At 60.9% G+C, this 17,256-nt stretch carries 13 protein-coding genes; 11 read left to right on the top strand and 2 right to left on the bottom strand.

Going from position 1 to position 17,256, the window contains the following annotated elements; genetic code table 11:
• Positions 1 to 3: 3 nt before the first annotated feature.
• Entirely contained in the window at positions 4 to 963 is a 960-nt protein-coding gene (locus tag ABIE16_RS11905; protein ID WP_429521222.1) for a tRNA dihydrouridine synthase, read from the top strand.
• 132 nt (positions 964 to 1,095) lie between these two features.
• Positions 1,096 to 1,542 carry an Hsp20 family protein gene (locus ABIE16_RS11900; RefSeq protein ID WP_057715580.1) on the top strand — a complete coding sequence of 149 codons (447 nt, stop codon included), beginning with the start codon at positions 1,096 to 1,098 and terminating at the stop codon, positions 1,540 to 1,542.
• A gap of 46 nt (positions 1,543 to 1,588) precedes the next feature.
• Here the strand turns inward: ABIE16_RS11900 and ABIE16_RS11895 are convergent, their stop codons facing one another.
• Both ABIE16_RS11895 and ABIE16_RS11890 read right to left on the bottom strand, forming a co-directional pair.
• Positions 1,589 to 4,867 (bottom strand): PAS domain S-box protein, encoded by a 3,279-nt coding sequence (locus tag ABIE16_RS11895; RefSeq protein ID WP_429521221.1) that lies wholly within the window; start codon positions 4,865 to 4,867, stop codon positions 1,589 to 1,591.
• A 65-nt stretch (positions 4,868 to 4,932) separates the two neighbouring features.
• On the bottom strand, positions 4,933 to 5,823 hold the full coding sequence (locus ABIE16_RS11890) for a LysR family transcriptional regulator (protein ID WP_057715578.1): 891 nt from the start codon (positions 5,821 to 5,823) through the stop codon (positions 4,933 to 4,935).
• A 148-nt stretch (positions 5,824 to 5,971) separates the two neighbouring features.
• Here ABIE16_RS11890 and leuC point away from each other — a divergent pair, with 148 nt between their 5' ends.
• The 9 genes from leuC to ABIE16_RS11845 all read left to right on the top strand — a co-directional run bounded on the left by leuC (position 5,972) and on the right by ABIE16_RS11845 (position 17,150).
• Positions 5,972 to 7,390, top strand: a complete 1,419-nt coding sequence (gene leuC, locus ABIE16_RS11885) for a 3-isopropylmalate dehydratase large subunit (protein WP_057715577.1) — start codon at positions 5,972 to 5,974, stop codon at positions 7,388 to 7,390.
• Positions 7,391 to 7,401: 11 nt separating this feature from the next.
• Complete coding sequence (leuD, locus tag ABIE16_RS11880; RefSeq protein ID WP_015095895.1) at positions 7,402 to 8,046, top strand: 3-isopropylmalate dehydratase small subunit; 645 nt, start codon at positions 7,402 to 7,404, stop codon at positions 8,044 to 8,046.
• A gap of 145 nt (positions 8,047 to 8,191) precedes the next feature.
• Entirely contained in the window at positions 8,192 to 8,959 is a 768-nt protein-coding gene (locus ABIE16_RS11875) for a class I SAM-dependent methyltransferase (RefSeq protein ID WP_429521220.1), read from the top strand.
• 50 nt (positions 8,960 to 9,009) lie between these two features.
• A complete protein-coding gene (leuB, locus tag ABIE16_RS11870; RefSeq protein ID WP_102668756.1) occupies positions 9,010 to 10,092 on the top strand; it encodes a 3-isopropylmalate dehydrogenase in 1,083 nt (360 codons plus the stop codon).
• A 66-nt stretch (positions 10,093 to 10,158) separates the two neighbouring features.
• Entirely contained in the window at positions 10,159 to 11,271 is a 1,113-nt protein-coding gene (gene asd / locus ABIE16_RS11865; protein ID WP_057715575.1) for an aspartate-semialdehyde dehydrogenase, read from the top strand.
• Positions 11,272 to 11,528: 257 nt separating this feature from the next.
• A complete protein-coding gene (locus ABIE16_RS11860; protein ID WP_429521219.1) occupies positions 11,529 to 12,539 on the top strand; it encodes an aspartate-semialdehyde dehydrogenase in 1,011 nt (336 codons plus the stop codon).
• Positions 12,540 to 12,745: 206 nt separating this feature from the next.
• A complete protein-coding gene (locus ABIE16_RS11855) occupies positions 12,746 to 15,355 on the top strand; it encodes a FimV/HubP family polar landmark protein (RefSeq protein WP_429521218.1) in 2,610 nt (869 codons plus the stop codon).
• Between the two features lie 280 nt (positions 15,356 to 15,635).
• Positions 15,636 to 16,460, top strand: a complete 825-nt coding sequence (gene truA / locus ABIE16_RS11850) for a tRNA pseudouridine(38-40) synthase TruA (RefSeq protein ID WP_032829430.1) — start codon at positions 15,636 to 15,638, stop codon at positions 16,458 to 16,460.
• A gap of 63 nt (positions 16,461 to 16,523) precedes the next feature.
• Positions 16,524 to 17,150, top strand: a complete 627-nt coding sequence (locus tag ABIE16_RS11845) for a phosphoribosylanthranilate isomerase (protein WP_218496566.1) — start codon at positions 16,524 to 16,526, stop codon at positions 17,148 to 17,150.
• Positions 17,151 to 17,256 lie beyond the last annotated feature (106 nt).

Raw genomic sequence — 17,256 nt, 5'->3', positions numbered from 1 at the left:
TTCATGCAAATTGCTTTGGCGCCCATGGAGGGGTTGGTCGACGACATCCTGCGCGACGTGCTGACCCGTGTGGGTGGTATTGACTGGTGCGTGACCGAGTTCATCCGGGTCAACGACCAGTTGCTCACACCTGCCTATTTCCACAAGTTCGGTCCGGAGTTGCTCAACGGTGCCCGGACGGCCTCCGGTGTGCCGCTGCGTGTGCAACTGCTCGGTTCCGATCCTGTGTGCCTGGCGGAAAATGCCGCGCTGGCTTGTGAGCTGGGCTCCGAAGTAATCGACCTGAACTTCGGCTGTCCGGCCAAGACCGTCAACAAATCCCGTGGTGGTGCGGTATTGCTCAAGGAACCCGAGCTGCTCAACCAGATCGTCGAGCACGTCCGTCGTGCCGTCCCCGCGCACATTCCAGTCACCGCCAAGATGCGCCTGGGCTTCGACAGCCCGGACGGCTCGCTGGTGTGTGCCACGGCCCTGGCCGAAGGCGGTGCCGAACATATCGTGGTGCATGCGCGGACCAAGGTCGACGGCTACAAGCCGCCGGCACACTGGGAGTGGATTCCGCGGGTGCAGGACGTGGTCAAGGTGCCGGTGTTCGCCAATGGCGACATCTGGAGCGTCGAAGACTGGCGTCGTTGCCGCGAGATCAGCGGCGTGGAAGACATCATGCTCGGTCGCGGCCTGGTTTCGCGCCCGGATCTCGCCCGGCAGATCGCCGCGGCGCGGGCCGGTGAAGAGGTGGTCGAGATGACCTGGACCGAGTTGTTGCCGCTGATCCAGGACTTCTGGCTGCAAGCCAAGGCACAAATGACGCCACGCCAGTCGCCGGGTCGTCTGAAGCAATGGCTGGCGATGCTGACCCGCAATTATCCCGAGGCGGTAGAGCTCTTTACCGTGCTGCGTCGTGAGACCGAGCTGGATAACGTCTCGCGCTTTTTGGGTTTGCCGGTGGCGGAAGCGGCCTGAAATTTTTTGTAAAAAAAGCAGAAAACAATCTCTTGAAATGCAATCAGCGGTCCCTATTTAAGGATTACGCGATGCCGAATTCGGGTCGCGGAGACAAAAAACCTTGCTGATTGTTTTCAGGAGATTTGCATCATGGCTACTACATTATCCTTGGCCCCACTGTTCCGTTCCTCGGTAGGTTTCGACCGTTTCAACGACCTGTTCGAGACCGCCCTGCGCAACGAGCCAGGCAGCAGCTATCCACCCTATAACGTGGAGAAACACGGCGATGATCAATACCGCATCGTGATTGCCGCGGCCGGTTTCCAGGAAGAAGATCTGGAGCTCGAAGTCGAGAAAGGTGTGCTGACCATCAGTGGCGGTAAACGCGACGCGAACGAAGACGTCACTTATCTGTATCAGGGCATTGCGCAGCGTGCGTTCAAGCTGTCCTTCCGTCTGGCGGACCACATCGAGATCAAGGCTGCCGGCCTGAGCAACGGTCTGTTGAGCATCGACCTGCTGCGGGTGATTCCGGAAGAGGCGAAAGCCAAGCGCATCCCGATCAACGGGACGCAAAAGCCGGCTCTGCAACACTGAGTCGGAGCAAGAAGAAGGGCGCCACTGGCGCCCTTTTTTGTGCCCGTCACTTCAGCAGTTTTTGAAACTCCTCCACCGGCAACGGCAGGCTGTGCAAATACCCTTGGTAGAAGTGACACTCCAGCCCCTGCAGGAACTCAAGCTGCTCCGCTGTTTCGACCCCTTCGGCTATCACTTTCAAATCCAGGCTGTGGGCCATGGCGACGATGGCGCGGATGATCTCGGCGTCGTTCGGGTCGCTGGTGGCGTCGCGGATGAATGACTTGTCGATTTTCAGGGTGTCGACCGGCAAGCGCTTGAGGTAGGTCAGCGAGGAGTAGCCAGTGCCGAAGTCGTCCATGGCGAAGCTGACACCGAGTTTTTTCAGACGGCGCATTTTGCTGATGGTGTCTTCCAGGTTCTGGATCACGATGCCTTCGGTGATTTCCAGTTTCAACAGAGAGCAGGGCAGGCCATAGGTGTTCAGGCTGTTTTCGACACGTTCGACGAAATCGTTCTGGCGGAACTGGCGCGGGCTGATGTTCACGCACAGGCTGAATTTATACGGATTCACCAGGCCGTCGTCGATCAACCGTTTGAAGGCCTGGCAGGCTTCGTCGAGGATCCAGGTACCGACCTCAAGAATCAGTCCGCTGTCTTCCAGCACCTTGATGAACTCGGTGGGTGACTGCGCGCCGAGCTCTGGATGATTCCAGCGCACCAGGGCTTCGGCGCCGACGATGCGGTCGCCCCGGGCGTCGACCTGGGGTTGGTAATGCACGCGAAACTCGCCCCGGGAAAGGGCCAGGCGCAAGTCGGTTTCCATGCGCAGGCGTTCGCTCGCGGCCTTCTGCATGGTGTTGTGGTACATCTGCGTAGTATTGCGACCCGAGTCCTTGGCGCGATAGAGCGCGATGTCGGCGCGCTTGAGCAGGTCAGTCGGGGTCGAGCCGTGATCGGGGATCAGCGCAATGCCGATGCTGGGTGTCACTTGCAGTCGCTGGCCGTCGAGGAACATCGGTTCGGACAGCAGCTCGCGGATGGTGTCGGCCAGTTGGCGAACCTGATCGCTGACCTCGCTGCGCGAGCCTTCGAGGCCGCTGAGCAGTACCACGAATTCGTCACCGCCCAGGCGCGCAACGGTGTCCTCCATGCGCACGCTGGCCTCCAGGCGCGCGGTGATGATTTTCAGCACGGTATCGCCCACCGGGTGCCCGAGGGAGTCGTTGATGTGCTTGAAATGGTCGAGGTCGAGGAACATCAGCGCGCCCCGCAGGTTATGCCGTTTGAGCAGGGCGATCTGCTGGCTCAGGCGGTCCATCAGCAAGGCACGGTTGGGCAGGTTGGTCAGTGGGTCGTGATAGGCCAGGTGGCGGATCTGCGCTTCGGCATTTTTCAGCAGGCTGACGTCGCGCGCGGTCAGCAGCAGGCAGGCGGTTTCATTGAGGGTGATCGGTTCCACCGAGACTTCGACGGTGAGCAGTTCGCCGCGCTTGTTGCGCCCGAGCATTTCCTGGTGATGAACCCGTCCCTTGATCTGCAATTCGGCCAGCAGCGCCGAGCGTTGTTTTTCTTCGGCCCAGATCCCGACCTGGTACACCGTGCGGCCCACCACCTCCTCGGCGCGGTAGCCGGTCAGGCGGCAGAAGCCGTCGTTGACCTCCAGATAGCGTCCGGTGTCGCGCTCGGTGATGGTGATGGCGTCGGGGCTGGAGTGGAAGGCCTTGGCGAATTTCTCTTCACTGGCCTTGAGCGCCGCTTCCGAGCGCTGTTGCTGGGTGATATCGCGCAGGGTGGTGACGATGCAGGGCTGGTCGCCGACGCTGATCTGGCGGCTGGAAATCACACAAGTCAGGGTCTGTCCTTCCTTGTGCTGGACCAGAATGGCCACGTTGTTCAGGCCTTGTTCGCGGATCACTTGTTCGATTCGTCGCAGGCTTTTCGCCGAAGCGTCCCACAGGCCGATTTCGTCGGCGCTGCGGCCGATCACATCGGCGGTGCTCCAGCCGAAGGTCTGGGTGAAGCTGGAGTTGATTTCAATGAACTGGCCGGAGTCCTGGCGGGTGACGCAGATCGGATCGGGGCTGACCTGGAACAGCGTGGCGAATTTCTCTTCGGAGGCCACCAGCCGTTGTTCGCGTTCCACCTGATCAGTGATGTCGAGCAAGGTGCCGGCCATACGCACCGGCACACCGTTGTCATCGCGGTAGAGGCGGGCACGGCTTTCCAGATAGCGCGAGGTGCCGTCGGGCAATTGCACGCGGTAGGTCAATTGATAGTTGCCGGCCGGGCCTTCACGCAGACTGCGGTAAGCGTCGCGCATGGTGTCGCGTTCTTCGCCGGGCACGCCTTCGAAGAACTCGTCGAAGGACTCGTGGAAGGGCTTGGCGTCCAAACCGTGCAGTTGGGCGGCCCGTGCCGATCCGTAGAGCATGCCGCTGGGAATGTGCCAGTCCCAGGTGCCGAGTTGCGCCGAGTCCAGTGCCAGGTCGAGGCGTTCCTGGCTGTCCTTGAGGGCCTGTTCGGCGACTTTGCGCTCGGTGGTGTCAAGGAACGTGCTCAGTAGATAGGGCTGGCCTTCGAGCTCGACCTTTTGCGCACTGAGGATGCCGTCGTGGACCTGGCCATTGCTGGCGCGAAACTGCACTTCCATGCTGACCAGGTCGCCTTTGGCTTTGGTGGCCTTGACCAGTTCGGCCCGTTGTTCGGGATGCACCCACAGGCCCAGTTCCAGGGTGGTGCGGCCGATCGCGTTTTGCACCGGCCAGCCGAACAGGCTTTCGAAATATTGGTTGGCTTCGGTGATCAGGCCGTCTTCCTGGCGGGTCAGCAGGACCATGTTGGGGCACAGGTGGAACAGGGTGGCGAAGCGTTTTTCCGAGCTGCTCAACGCCTGTTCGCGCTGGCGCTGGTGGGTAATCTCGCGGATCACACCGATCATCCGTGGCCGGCCGTGCTTGTCCGGTAACAGGCTGCCGCTGATTTCCAGCCAGTGCAGGCTGCCATCGGGCCAGCGGATGCGGTGATGCATCGCTTGCTCCAGCGGTGCGCCAGCGATGACTGCGTGGAACGCGCGAACGGTTTTCGCGCGATCCTCCGGAGGCAGCAAGTCGAGGTATTCCAGATCCGATGGCAACGGTTTGCGGGGATCGAAGCCGAACAGCGCCTGCGTGCCCCGGGACCAACTGATCTTTCCGCGCTCGATGTCCCAATACCACGCACCCAAGCGCGCGCCGTTGAGCGCGGCCAACAATTGCGGGGCACTTTCCCAGCTCTGTTCGGAGCTTTTCGGGTCAAGTGCCTGTATACGCGGCATTGGCGGAATACGGTCAACAGATTTGGGCATTGGCAAGCCTTGGGCTGAATGGGCGTTTGGGGCAGGAATTCGCGGCTCTACAGGATTAGCACAGCTTAGCCTTGAGTCCCTGGCTGATCGAGTTGAGCGTCCAGCAAGGCCATGAAGGCCCGCGCAGCATTCGACAGCGTCCTTTCTGTGTGCAAGATATAGCCTAGCTGGCGAGTGAGCTGTATGCCCGGCAAAGGTATGCGCGCCACCTGGTCATCGAGCATGGTGCGCGGCAAAACGCTCCAGGCCAGGCCGATCGAGACCATCATCTTGATGGTTTCCAGGTAGTTGGTGCTCATGGCGATGTTTGGCGTCAGGCCCTGGGCTTCAAACAGCCGCTGCACAATGTGGTGGGTAAAGGTATTGCCACCAGGGAAGACCGCCGGGTGTCGGGCGATGTCCGCCAGGCTGACCTTGCCGTTATTGAGCAACGAATGCTCCGGCGCAACCACGAAATCCAGCGGGTCGTCCCATACCGGGGTGGCCTTGACCAGCGCATGGGGTTCTGGCGCCAGGGTAATGACCGCCAGTTCGGCGCGGCCATGGAGAATTTCCTCGTAGGCCACTTCCGAATCGAGGAACTGAATATCCAGCGCCACTTGTGGGTAGAGTCGGGTGAACTCCCTCAGCAAGGGCGGCAAACGGTGCAAGCCGATGTGGTGACTGGTGGCCAGGGTCAGACGGCCGGTCACCTCGCCGGTGAGGTTGGTCAGGGCACGGCGCGTATCATCGAGGACATTGAGAATCTGATAAGCCCGCGGCAGCAGGGCGCGCCCGGCCTCGGTCAGGCCCACTTCACGACCCAGACGGTCGAACAACCGCACCTTCAATTGCTGCTCCAGCCCGGCGATGCGCTTGCTGATGGCCGGCTGGGTCAGGTGCAGCCGTTCCCCGGCGCCGGAGAAGCTTCCGGTCTCGGCGATGGCAATAAAGGCATTGAGGTTGGCCAGGTCCATAGTTGCATTCCAGTTGGTTATCCAAAGCATAAAAAATATGAATTTGAGTTATTTAATGTAACCCCATAGGATCAGCCTCACAAGCCAAGGGGTTATTGAGTCGCTCAAGACCCAGGGCATAGAAACAAGCTGATGAGGAAACCGTCTGATGGCCGGCAAAACGCTCTACGACAAGCTCTGGGATTCGCATTTGGTCAAGCAGCGCGACGATGGCTCTGCGCTGATCTACATCGATCGTCACATCATCCACGAAGTGACCTCGCCGCAAGCCTTCGAAGGCCTGCGTCTGGCCGGGCGCAAGCCATGGCGCATCGATGCCAACATCGCGACCCCGGACCACAACGTACCGACCACGCCGGAGCGCAAGGGCGGCATCGACGCCATCGTTGACCAGGTTTCGCGCCTGCAAGTCCAGACCCTCGATGACAACTGCGATGAATACGGCATCGTCGAGTTCAAGATGAACGACGTTCGCCAGGGCATCGTCCATGTCATCGGCCCGGAGCAAGGCGCAACCTTGCCCGGCATGACCGTGGTCTGCGGCGACTCCCATACCTCGACCCATGGCGCATTCGGCGCATTGGCTCACGGTATCGGCACTTCCGAGGTCGAGCATGTGCTCGCCACCCAGTGCCTGGTCGCCAAGAAAATGAAAAACATGCTGGTGCGCGTCGAAGGCCAATTGCCGTTTGGCGTGACCGCCAAGGACATCGTGCTCGCGGTGATCGGCAAGATCGGCACCGCCGGCGGTAACGGCCACGCCATCGAGTTCGCCGGCAGCGCGATTCGCGACCTGTCCGTCGAAGGCCGCATGACCATCTGCAACATGTCCATCGAGGCCGGCGCTCGCGTAGGCCTGGTGGCTGCGGACGAAAAAACCGTGGCTTACGTCAAGGGCCGTCCATTTGCCCCGAAAGGCGCGGAATGGGACCTGGCCGTTGAAGCCTGGAAAGACCTGGTGTCTGACGCCGATGCCACGTTTGATACGGTTGTAGAGCTCGATGCGACCCAGATCAAGCCGCAAGTCAGCTGGGGTACTTCGCCTGAGATGGTGCTGGCGGTAGACCAGAACGTGCCGGATCCAGCAAAGGAAATGGACCTGGTCAAGCGCGACTCCATCGTCCGTGCCTTGAAGTACATGGGTTTGACCGCCAATCAGGCGATCACCGACATTCAGCTCGACCGCGTGTTCATCGGTTCCTGCACCAACTCGCGGATCGAAGACCTGCGTGCGGCGGCCGTGATCGCCAAGGGCCGTAAAGTGGCCTCGACCATCAAGCAGGCCATCGTGGTGCCGGGCTCGGGCCTGGTTAAAGCCCAGGCTGAATCGGAAGGCCTGGACAAGATTTTCCTCGAAGCCGGTTTCGAATGGCGTGAGCCGGGTTGCTCGATGTGCCTGGCGATGAACCCGGACCGCCTGGAGTCCGGTGAGCATTGCGCCTCGACCTCCAATCGTAACTTCGAAGGCCGTCAGGGTGCCGGTGGTCGTACTCACCTCGTCAGCCCGGCCATGGCCGCGGCCGCTGCTATAAACGGTCGTTTCGTCGACGTCCGTGAATTGATCTGAAGGAGCGCAGCATGAAAGCTTTTACCCAGCACACTGGTCTTGTCGCGCCTTTGGATCGTGCCAACGTCGACACCGACCAGATCATCCCGAAGCAGTTCCTGAAGTCGATCAAGCGCACGGGCTTTGGCCCGAACCTGTTCGATGAATGGCGTTACCTGGATGTGGGCCAGCCTTACCAGGACAACTCCAAGCGTCCGCTGAACAAGGACTTCGTCCTCAACGCCGAACGTTACCAGGGCGCCAGCGTGTTGCTGGCCCGCGAGAACTTCGGTTGCGGCTCCAGCCGTGAACACGCGCCGTGGGCGCTGGAAGAGTACGGTTTCCGCAGCATCATCGCGCCGAGCTATGCCGACATCTTCTTCAACAACAGCTTCAAGAACGGCTTGCTGCCGATCATCTTGAGCGACGCCGAAGTCGACGAACTGTTCCAGCAGGTCGAGGCTAATCCGGGCTATCAGTTGCAGGTTGACCTGCAGGCCCAGACCGTGACCCGTCCGGATGGCAAGGTGTTGAGCTTTGAGATTGATGCGTTTCGCAAACATTGCCTGTTGAACGGCCTGGACGATATCGGCCTGACCTTGCAGGACGGCGATGCGATTGCGGCATTTGAGGCCAAACATCGTGCGAGCCAGCCTTGGTTGTTTCGCGACGCTTGAATTTGCGTAAGGCGTAATGACGCCATCGCGAGCAAGCTCGCTCCCACATTGGATTTGCGGCGTAAACAAAACCTGTGGGAGCGAGCTTGCTCGCGATGAGGCCAGAACAGACACCCCCAAGACTCACCCCAAAAAGGAAGTCCCCATGACCAGCACCGCCCGACACAGCCAGGTAGTCCAGAAGCAATTCGGTGAACAGGCCTCGGCCTACCTGAGCAGCGCCGTACACGCTCAAGGCACCGAATTCGCGCTGCTACAGGCCGAACTGGCGGGGCAGGGCGAGGCCAGGGTCCTGGATCTGGGGTGCGGCGCAGGTCACGTGAGTTTTCACGTAGCCTCATTGGTGAAAGAGGTGGTGGCCTACGACCTGTCGCAGCAAATGCTCGACGTGGTCGCTGCCGCTGCTGTCGACCGTGGCTTGAGCAACGTAACCACGGTCAACGGTGCCGCCGAGCGCCTGCCGTTCGCCGATGGCGAATTCGATTTCGTCTTCAGCCGCTATTCGGCGCACCATTGGAGCGACCTGGGCGCGGCCCTGCGGGAGGTGCGTCGAGTCCTGAAGCCGGGCGGTGTGGCCGCGTTCGTCGACGTGTTGTCACCGGGTAGCCCGCTGTTCGACACTTACCTGCAAAGCGTCGAAGTGCTGCGCGATACCAGCCATGTGCGCGATTATTCCGCTGGCGAGTGGTTGCGCCAGGTCAGCGAGGCGGGGCTGCACACCCGCAGTACCACCCGTCAGCGCTTGCGCCTGGAATACAACAGCTGGGTCGAGCGCATGCGCACACCGCAAGTGATGCGCGCGGCGATCCGCGAGTTGCAGCAGTCGATGGGCAATGAAGTACGCGAATATTTTGAGATTGAGGCCGATAGTTCGTTCAGTACGGATGTGCTGGTACTGATGGCCGAGCGATAGAATTTTTCCGGGTGCGCCCAAGGCGCACCGACTGATGACATGAGGAAAGCATGAGCAAGCAGATTCTGATTCTCCCAGGTGACGGTATTGGCCCGGAAATCATGGCCGAAGCGGTCAAGGTGCTGGAATTGGCCAGCGACAAGTTCGCATTGGGTTTCGAGCTGAGCTTTGATGTGATCGGTGGCGCTGCCATCGACAAGCACGGCGTGCCGTTGGCCGACGAGACCCTGGAGCGTGCCCGCGCGGCCGACGCCGTGTTGCTGGGCGCCGTTGGCGGCCCGAAATGGGATGCCATCGAACGTGACATCCGCCCTGAACGCGGTCTGCTGAAAATCCGTGCGCAACTGGGCCTGTTCGGCAACCTGCGTCCGGCGATCCTGTACCCGCAACTGGCCGAGGCTTCCAGCCTGAAGCCGGAAATCGTGGCCGGCCTGGACATCCTGATCGTTCGCGAGCTGACCGGCGGCATCTACTTCGGCGCGCCTCGTGGTACCCGTACCCTGGAAAACGGCGAGCGTCAGTCCTATGACACCCTGCCGTACAGCGAAAGCGAAATCCGCCGCATCGCCCGTGTCGGTTTCGACATGGCCATGGTTCGTGGCAAGAAGCTGTGCTCGGTGGACAAGGCCAACGTACTGGCCTCCAGCCAACTGTGGCGTGAAGTGGTCGAACAAGTGGCCAAGGATTATCCTGAAGTCGAACTGAGCCACATGTACGTCGACAACGCCGCGATGCAGCTGGTGCGCGCACCGAAGCAGTTCGACGTGATCGTTACCGACAACATGTTCGGCGACATCCTGTCCGACCAGGCCTCGATGCTCACCGGTTCCATCGGCATGCTGCCGTCGGCGTCCCTGGACACCAACAACAAGGGCATGTACGAGCCGTGCCACGGTTCGGCCCCGGACATCGCGGGCAAGGGCATCGCCAACCCGCTGGCGACCATTTTGTCGGTGTCGATGATGTTGCGTTACAGCTTCAACCAGCAGGCCGCGGCCGATGCCATCGAGAAAGCCGTCAGCCTGGTGCTGGATCAGGGCTTGCGCACCGGTGACATCTGGTCGGCCGGTTGCACTAAAGTCGGTACGCAGGAAATGGGTGACGCAGTAGTCGCCGCGCTGCGGAATCTGTAATCTCTCGGGCCCGCTGCCAAATTCAAGACAAGGCAGCGGTCCACATTTCAAGAAGGTGTAGTTGCGATGAAACGTGTAGGTCTGATCGGTTGGCGCGGCATGGTCGGTTCCGTGCTCATGCAGCGGATGCTGGAAGAGCAGGATTTCGATCTTATCGAGCCGGTGTTTTTCACCACTTCCAATGTCGGTGGCCAAGGCCCGTCCGTGGGCAAGGACATTGCTCCGCTCAAGGACGCTTACAGCATTGAAGAGCTGAAAACCCTCGACGTGATTCTGACCTGCCAGGGTGGCGACTACACCAGCGAAGTCTTCCCCAAGCTGCGTGAAGCCGGCTGGCAGGGTTACTGGATCGACGCCGCTTCCAGCCTGCGTATGCAGGATGATGCGGTGATCGTTCTGGATCCGGTCAACCGCAAGGTCATCGACCAGCAACTGGACGCGGGCACCAAGAACTACATCGGCGGCAACTGCACCGTCAGCCTGATGCTGATGGGCCTCGGTGGCCTGTTCGAAGCTGGCCTGGTGGAGTGGATGAGCGCCATGACTTATCAGGCGGCCTCCGGTGCCGGCGCGCAGAACATGCGTGAACTGATCAAGCAAATGGGCGCGACCCACGCCGCTGTTGCCGATCAACTGGCCGATCCGGCCAGCGCGATCCTCGACATCGACCGCCGTGTGGCTGAAGCCATGCGCAGCGACGCTTACCCGACTGAAAACTTTGGCGTACCGTTGGCCGGCAGCCTGATCCCGTGGATCGACAAGGAACTGCCGAACGGTCAGAGCCGCGAAGAGTGGAAGGCCCAGGCCGAGACCAACAAGATCCTCGGTCGCTTCAAGAGCCCGATCCCGGTAGATGGCATCTGCGTGCGCATCGGCGCCATGCGCTGCCACAGCCAGGCGCTGACCATCAAGCTGAACAAAGACGTACCGATCGCTGATATCGAAGGGTTGATCAGCCAGCACAACCCTTGGGTCAAGCTGGTGCCGAACAACCGCGAAACCAGCATTCAGGAGCTGAGCCCGAACAAGGTCACCGGCACCCTGAACATCCCGGTTGGTCGTCTGCGCAAGCTGAACATGGGCTCGCAATTTGTCGGCGCGTTCACCGTCGGCGACCAGTTGCTGTGGGGCGCGGCCGAACCGCTGCGTCGCATGCTGCGGATCCTGCTCGAGCGTTAATCGACTAAAGCAATGAAAGAACCCGCGCCTTGCAAGAGGCGCGGGTTTTTTATTCCCGGCAACCTGATGTTTATGGGTTGCCTGATATTCCGTCATCGCGAGCAAGCTTGCTCCCACATTGGAATGCGTACCCCCTGTGGGAGCGAGCTTGCTCGCGATGAGGCCGGTACAGACACTACAAATCCCCGGCAGAAATTGCCTGTATCCCACCCACCCGGTAAAGTGCCGCTCCCCCCGTTTCGCCAGAGGTAAAACCCATGAGCCAGACCATTGATATTGCCGTGATCGGCGCCACCGGTACTGTCGGCGAAACACTCGTGCAGATTCTCGAAGAGCGCGATTTCCCGATCGGCAACCTGCACCTGTTGGCCAGCAGCGAGTCGGCCGGCAGTTCGGTGCCGTTTCGCGGCAAGAACGTGCGGGTGCGGGAAGTCGATCAGTTCGACTTCAGCAAGGTGCAGTTGGCATTCTTTGCCGCCGGCCCGGCGGTTTCGTTGAGTTTCGCTTCCCGCGCGAGCGATGCCGGTTGCTCGGTTATCGATCTCTCCGGTGCCCTGCCGGCCGAAAAGGCGCCACAGGTTGTGCCTGAAGCCAATGCCCAGGTGTTGGCCGGCTTGAACAAACCCTTTCAGGTCAGCAGTCCAAGCCCGTCGGCCACCACGCTGGCGGTGGTGCTGGCGCCACTGATGGATTTGCTTGATTTGCAGCGCATCAGCCTGACCGCCAGCCTGGCGGTATCGGCCCAGGGCCGCGAAGCCGTGAGCGAGCTCGCCCGGCAAACCGCCGAACTGCTGAATGTGCGGCCGCTGGAGCCGAAATTCTTTGATCGGCAAATGGCCTTCAACCTGTTGGCCCAGGTCGGTAAACCGGATGAGCAAGGTCATACGCTGCTGGAAAAACGCCTGGTGCGTGAGCTGCGCCAGGTCATGGCGCGGCCTTCATTGAAGATTTCCGTCACTTGCATTCAAGCCCCGGTGTTTTTTGGCGATAGCTATAGCGTGACCCTGCAGTCCGCGAGTGAAATCGACCTGGGGAAAGTCAATGCGGCCCTGGAAGACGCTCCCGGCATCGAACTGGTGGAAGCCGGCGACTACCCGACCCCGGTGGGCGATGCGGTAGGCCAGGATGTGGTCTACGTTGGTCGGGTTCGCCATGGTATTGACGACACGTCGGAACTTAATCTGTGGCTGACGTCAGATAACGTACGCAAAGGCGCGGCGCTCAACGCTGTGCAGCTGGCCGAGTTGTTGATAAAAGACCTGCTGTAAAAGATACTTTGCAACAATTTGTCGAATGATTCCGCGCGAGCCTATGCTTGCCGGAGTGCTGAAGGCAGAGCCACTCTGCGGGGCTTTGCCGGGCATCAATGAAATGATCGCGCGCGACGACCCTCGCCGTTGCGTGCAATGCCTTACGGCAGCGACTATCAATACCTTCTCGCTGGCCGAGGAATGTTCAAACTAAGGATGAGCTAATGGTTCAAGTTCGCAAACTGGTGTTAGCAATAGCGGCCGCCTCGGCGCTGTCCTCCGGTATGGCGCATGCCCTCGGGCTCGGGGAGTTGACCCTGAAATCGACGCTCAACCAGCCGCTGGTAGCGGAAATCGAGCTGCTCGATGTCAAGGATCTCACCGCCGCCGAAGTGGTACCAAGCCTGGCCTCACCAGACGATTTCGCCAAGGCCGGTGTCGACCGCCAGGCGTTTCTCAACGACTTGACCTTCACCCCGGTGCTCAACGCCAGCGGTAAAAGCATCCTGCGCGTGACCTCCAGCAAGCCACTTTCCGAACCCATGGTGAAGTTCCTGGTTCAGGTCATGTGGCCGAACGGCCGCTTGCTGCGCGACTACAGTGTGCTGCTCGATCCGTCCAAATTCTCGCCGCAAACCGCTGAAGCGGCTGCACAGCCGACGTCGACGGTTGCCGCGCCCGTCACCGGTGCGACCAAACCGTCCCAATACACCACCACACCGCGCGATACCCTGTGGGAAATCGCCGCAAAGGCGCGTAATGGCGGTTCGATCCAGCAAACCATGCTGGCCATCCAGGCGTTGAACCCGGATGCCTTTATCGACGGCAACATCAATCGCCTGAAAACCGGCCAGGTGCTGCGCATGCCGGACCAGGTGCAGAGCACTGGCCTGCCGCAAGCCAAGGCCATTGCCGAAGTGGCCGCACAGAACAAGGCCTGGCGCCAGGGTCGCCGCTATGTGGCGAAACCCGGGGCAGGGCAGCAACAGCTCGACGCCACCAATCGCGCTCGTACCGAGGGTGCTCCGGCGCAAGCGGCCACCGACAAGTTGAGCCTGGTGTCTGCCGAGTCCGGCAAGAACCCTGGCAAAGGGGCTGCCGGAGATGCCAAGGCCCTCAGCAATAAGCTGGCGGTGACCCAGGAAAGCCTCGACACCAGTCGTCGTGATAACGCCGAACTGAAAAGCCGCATGGCCGATCTGCAAAGCCAGGTAGACAAGCTGCAGCGCCTGATCGAGTTGAAGAACAACCAACTGGCCAAGTTGCAAACCGAGGGCGCTGCGGCTGCTCCAGCGGCTGCGACCGCGCCGGCAATGTCGGCCGAGCTGGCTGCCAACCCGGAGGCAGCGCCTGCACCGGTTGCCGCTGCGCCTGCCCCTGAGGCAACGCCGGCGCCAGCCGAGAAGCCCGTCGAGGCGACACCGGCGGCATCTGACGATCAGAAGTTCAATGAATTGCTGACCAATCCGCTGCTGCTGGGCCTGGTCGGTGGCGGTGCGGTGATTCTCCTGCTCCTGCTGCTGTTGCTGGCGCGTCGACGCAAAGCCCAGCAAGCAGCCGAGAAACATCTGCGCATGGCCCGTGCCTTGGCCGAAGATCAGCCGTTCTCGGCCGATTTCGACTTGCCGGAAAGCAGCTTCGAAGGCCTGGAAGTTCCGCCGCCGAGCGTGAAGCTGGCGACTGCCCCGACGCCTGCTCCCGCGCCAGCGCCGGTGGTTGCTCCGGTGGTGATGACCACGCCGATCGCCGCGCCATTGGTGGCGCCGGCTGCCGAGCGTTCCGACGACGTGCTGGGTCAGGCTCAGTCGCACATCAATGCCGGTCGCCTGAACCAGGCCGCCGCGTTGCTGGAGGACGGCGTCAAGCAAGAGCCCAAGCGCAGCGATCTGCGCTTGAAACTGATGGAAGTCTACGGCCAGCAAGGCGACCGCGATGCGTTCGTCGGCCAGGAGCGTCAGTTGGTGGCTAATGGCGACAACTTCGCCCAGGTTGAAAAACTCAAAAATCGCTTCCCGGCCATGGCGCTGGTGGCTGCCGGTGGCATCGCCGCGGCCGCCGTTGCTGCCGAGCTGGACGCGCAATACGTCAAGGAACTGTTGCTCGATGAGCCGCAAGCACCGGCGCCAGAGCCAGAACCGGCACCGTTCGAGGATGACCTCGACAGCGCCTTCGACCTGAGCCTGGATGATCTGGACGCGATTACGCCTTTGGCGCCTGCACCTGCACCTGCAGCGGAGCCTGAAGTGGCGGCGTTGCCAGACCTTGGTGAGTTCCCGCTGGACGACGATCTGAGCTTTGAGTCGGTGTTGCAGCAGCAGACTGAAATCAAGGAAAACCTCGACGATCTGTCGGACTTCGACCTCGACCTGGATCTCGGTGCGCAACCGTCGCCGGCGATGCTGGCTGAAGACGATTTCCTGCTGGATCTGGATGAGGGCGTGAAGGATTTCCCGGTTGCCGAAACCCCGGCTGTTCCTGAGGTCGCGCTGGATGATCTGGAGTTGCCGGCTGATTTCGATCTGTCGCTGGCCGAGGAACTGGACGCGCCGGATGCGTTCGCGGCAGAGCTGGATGATGTCAACGCCGAACTGGAGAGCTTGTCCAACAGCATCGGCGAGCCGACCTTTACCGAAGCTGATGCCGCGCTGGATAGCGATGATGACTTCGACTTCCTCTCGGGCACTGACGAAGCCGCTACCAAGCTCGATCTGGCTCAGGCCTATATCGACATGGGCGACAGCGACGGTGCTCGCGACATCCTCAATGAGGTGGTAAGCGAAGGCAGTGCCGAGCAGAAGAGTGAAGCCGAGGAGATGCTTTCGCGCCTGGCTTGATTGATCGGCAGGTTGAAAAAAAGCGGCAGCCCATTGAGGCTGCCGTTTTTGTTTGGCTCATTAATGGATGTTGTTTGCTTGGGCCTCATCGCGGGCAAACCTGCTCCCACAGAGATTTATGTCGTTCACAAAACCTGTGGGAGCGGGCTTGCCCGCGATGAGGCCGGGACAGTCAATGGAGAACTCTCTGGCATCCCCGCCCGGCGGCCTTATAATGCCCGCCTTTGGTACATCATCAGGCTGTCCCTCCTTGGCAAATATAGATAACCCGGCCGCCGAAATGGCAGCCGACGGCTTTTTCCGGATCGCGCTGGGCGTCGAATACAAAGGCTCGCGCTACCGCGGCTGGCAGCGCCAGGCGTCCGGGGTGCTCACCGTGCAGGAAACCCTCGAAAACGCCTTGTCCAAAGTCGCCGACTCGCCCGTTTCGCTGATGTGCGCCGGGCGTACCGACGCCGGGGTGCATGCCTGCGGACAGGTGGTGCATTTCGACACTCAGGTCGAGCGCTCGATGAAGGCCTGGACCATGGGCGCCAACATCAACTTGCCCCATGACGTCAGTGTCAGTTGGGCCAAGGTCATGCCGGCGCATTTCCATGCGCGGTTCAAGGCCATTGCCCGGCGTTATCGCTACGTGATCTACAACGATCAGATCCGCCCGGCGCACTTGAACGAAGAGGTGACCTGGAACCACCGTCCGCTGGACGTCGAGCGCATGGCCGAGGCCGCCCAGTACCTGCTCGGCACCCATGATTTCAGTGCTTTTCGCGCCGGTCAGTGCCAGGCCAAGTCGCCGATCAAGGAATTGCATCACCTGCGCGTTACCCGTCACGGCAAGATGATCGTGCTGGATATTCGCGCCAGCGCCTTCCTGCATCATATGGTGCGCAACATTGCCGGTGTGCTGATGACCATTGGCGCCGGAGAGCGGCCGGTGGAGTGGATGAAAGAGGTGCTGGAGAGCCGGATTCGACGGACCGGTGGCGTGACCGCGCATCCATTCGGCTTGTATCTGGTTCAGGTCGAGTACCGTGACGAGTTCGAGTTGCCCGAGCGCTACATCGGTCCGCACTTCCTGACCGGCTTCTCGGAACTTGGCGGCTGACGCCCTCGAACGCTTTTGTTACCATCCGGGACTTTCCCGGATTTGTCTTGGAGTTGTATCGACATGTCAGCCGTTCGCAGCAAGATCTGTGGGATTACCCGCATAGAGGATGCGTTGGCAGCCGTCGAGGCCGGGGCGGATGCCATCGGATTCGTGTTCTACGCCAAAAGCCCCCGTGCGGTGACGGTCCAGCAGGCGCGCTCGATCATCAAGGCGCTGCCGCCGTTCGTGACCACCGTGGGCTTGTTCGTCAATGCCAGCCGTTGCGAGCTGGGGGAAATCCTCGACGCGGTGCCGCTGGACCTGTTGCAGTTCCATGGCGACGAAACCGCCGCTGAGTGCGAAGGCTGGCACCGGCCGTACATCAAGGCATTGCGGGTCAAGGCCGGTGATGACATCGCAGCGGCCTGCGATGCTTATGCCAGCGCCAGCGGAATCTTGCTCGATACCTATGTCGAAGGCGTTCCCGGAGGAACCGGGGAGGCGTTTGACTGGTCACTGATACCGCAAGGCCTGAGCAAGCCGGTCATTCTGGCGGGCGGTCTGACGCCGGATAACGTCGCCGAGGCGGTTGCGCGCGTTCGGCCTTATGCCGTGGATGTCAGCGGCGGGGTTGAGGCGAGCAAGGGCATCAAGGATCACGCAAGGATTCAGGCATTTATCAAAGCGGTACGCGGTAGCACCCGTTGATGTGACGGCTGGCAGTCTGCCGCCGTCCACTGCACTGTACAAAACGGCTGAGGGTCATGGGGTGGTACGCAGGTCACGTTTCGCTGACCCGGCCATTCACTGATCA

The sequence above is a fragment of the Pseudomonas sp. 2725 genome (assembly GCF_050434585.1).
GTDB classification, from domain to species: Bacteria; Pseudomonadota; Gammaproteobacteria; order Pseudomonadales; family Pseudomonadaceae; genus Aquipseudomonas; species Aquipseudomonas jessenii.
This window is presented reverse-complemented; position numbering and strand designations above follow the sequence as displayed.

Bases quoted from the DNA above. Each gene is read 5' to 3' on its own strand.
- leuC (WP_057715577.1), top strand. From the start codon at position 5,972: ATGGCCGGCAAAACGCTCTACGACAAGCTCTGGGATTCGCATTTGGTC.
- asd (WP_057715575.1), top strand. From the start codon at position 10,159: ATGAAACGTGTAGGTCTGATCGGTTGGCGCGGCATGGTCGGTTCCGTG.
- ABIE16_RS11845 (WP_218496566.1), top strand. From the start codon at position 16,524: ATGTCAGCCGTTCGCAGCAAGATCTGTGGGATTACCCGCATAGAGGAT.
- ABIE16_RS11895 (WP_429521221.1), bottom strand. From the start codon at position 4,867: ATGCCCAAATCTGTTGACCGTATTCCGCCAATGCCGCGTATACAGGCA.
- leuD (WP_015095895.1), top strand. From the start codon at position 7,402: ATGAAAGCTTTTACCCAGCACACTGGTCTTGTCGCGCCTTTGGATCGT.
- ABIE16_RS11890 (WP_057715578.1), bottom strand. From the start codon at position 5,823: ATGGACCTGGCCAACCTCAATGCCTTTATTGCCATCGCCGAGACCGGA.
- ABIE16_RS11860 (WP_429521219.1), top strand. From the start codon at position 11,529: ATGAGCCAGACCATTGATATTGCCGTGATCGGCGCCACCGGTACTGTC.
- ABIE16_RS11855 (WP_429521218.1), top strand. From the start codon at position 12,746: ATGGTTCAAGTTCGCAAACTGGTGTTAGCAATAGCGGCCGCCTCGGCG.
- leuB (WP_102668756.1), top strand. From the start codon at position 9,010: ATGAGCAAGCAGATTCTGATTCTCCCAGGTGACGGTATTGGCCCGGAA.
- truA (WP_032829430.1), top strand. From the start codon at position 15,636: ATGGCAGCCGACGGCTTTTTCCGGATCGCGCTGGGCGTCGAATACAAA.
- ABIE16_RS11900 (WP_057715580.1), top strand. From the start codon at position 1,096: ATGGCTACTACATTATCCTTGGCCCCACTGTTCCGTTCCTCGGTAGGT.
- ABIE16_RS11905 (WP_429521222.1), top strand. From the start codon at position 4: ATGCAAATTGCTTTGGCGCCCATGGAGGGGTTGGTCGACGACATCCTG.
- ABIE16_RS11875 (WP_429521220.1), top strand. From the start codon at position 8,192: ATGACCAGCACCGCCCGACACAGCCAGGTAGTCCAGAAGCAATTCGGT.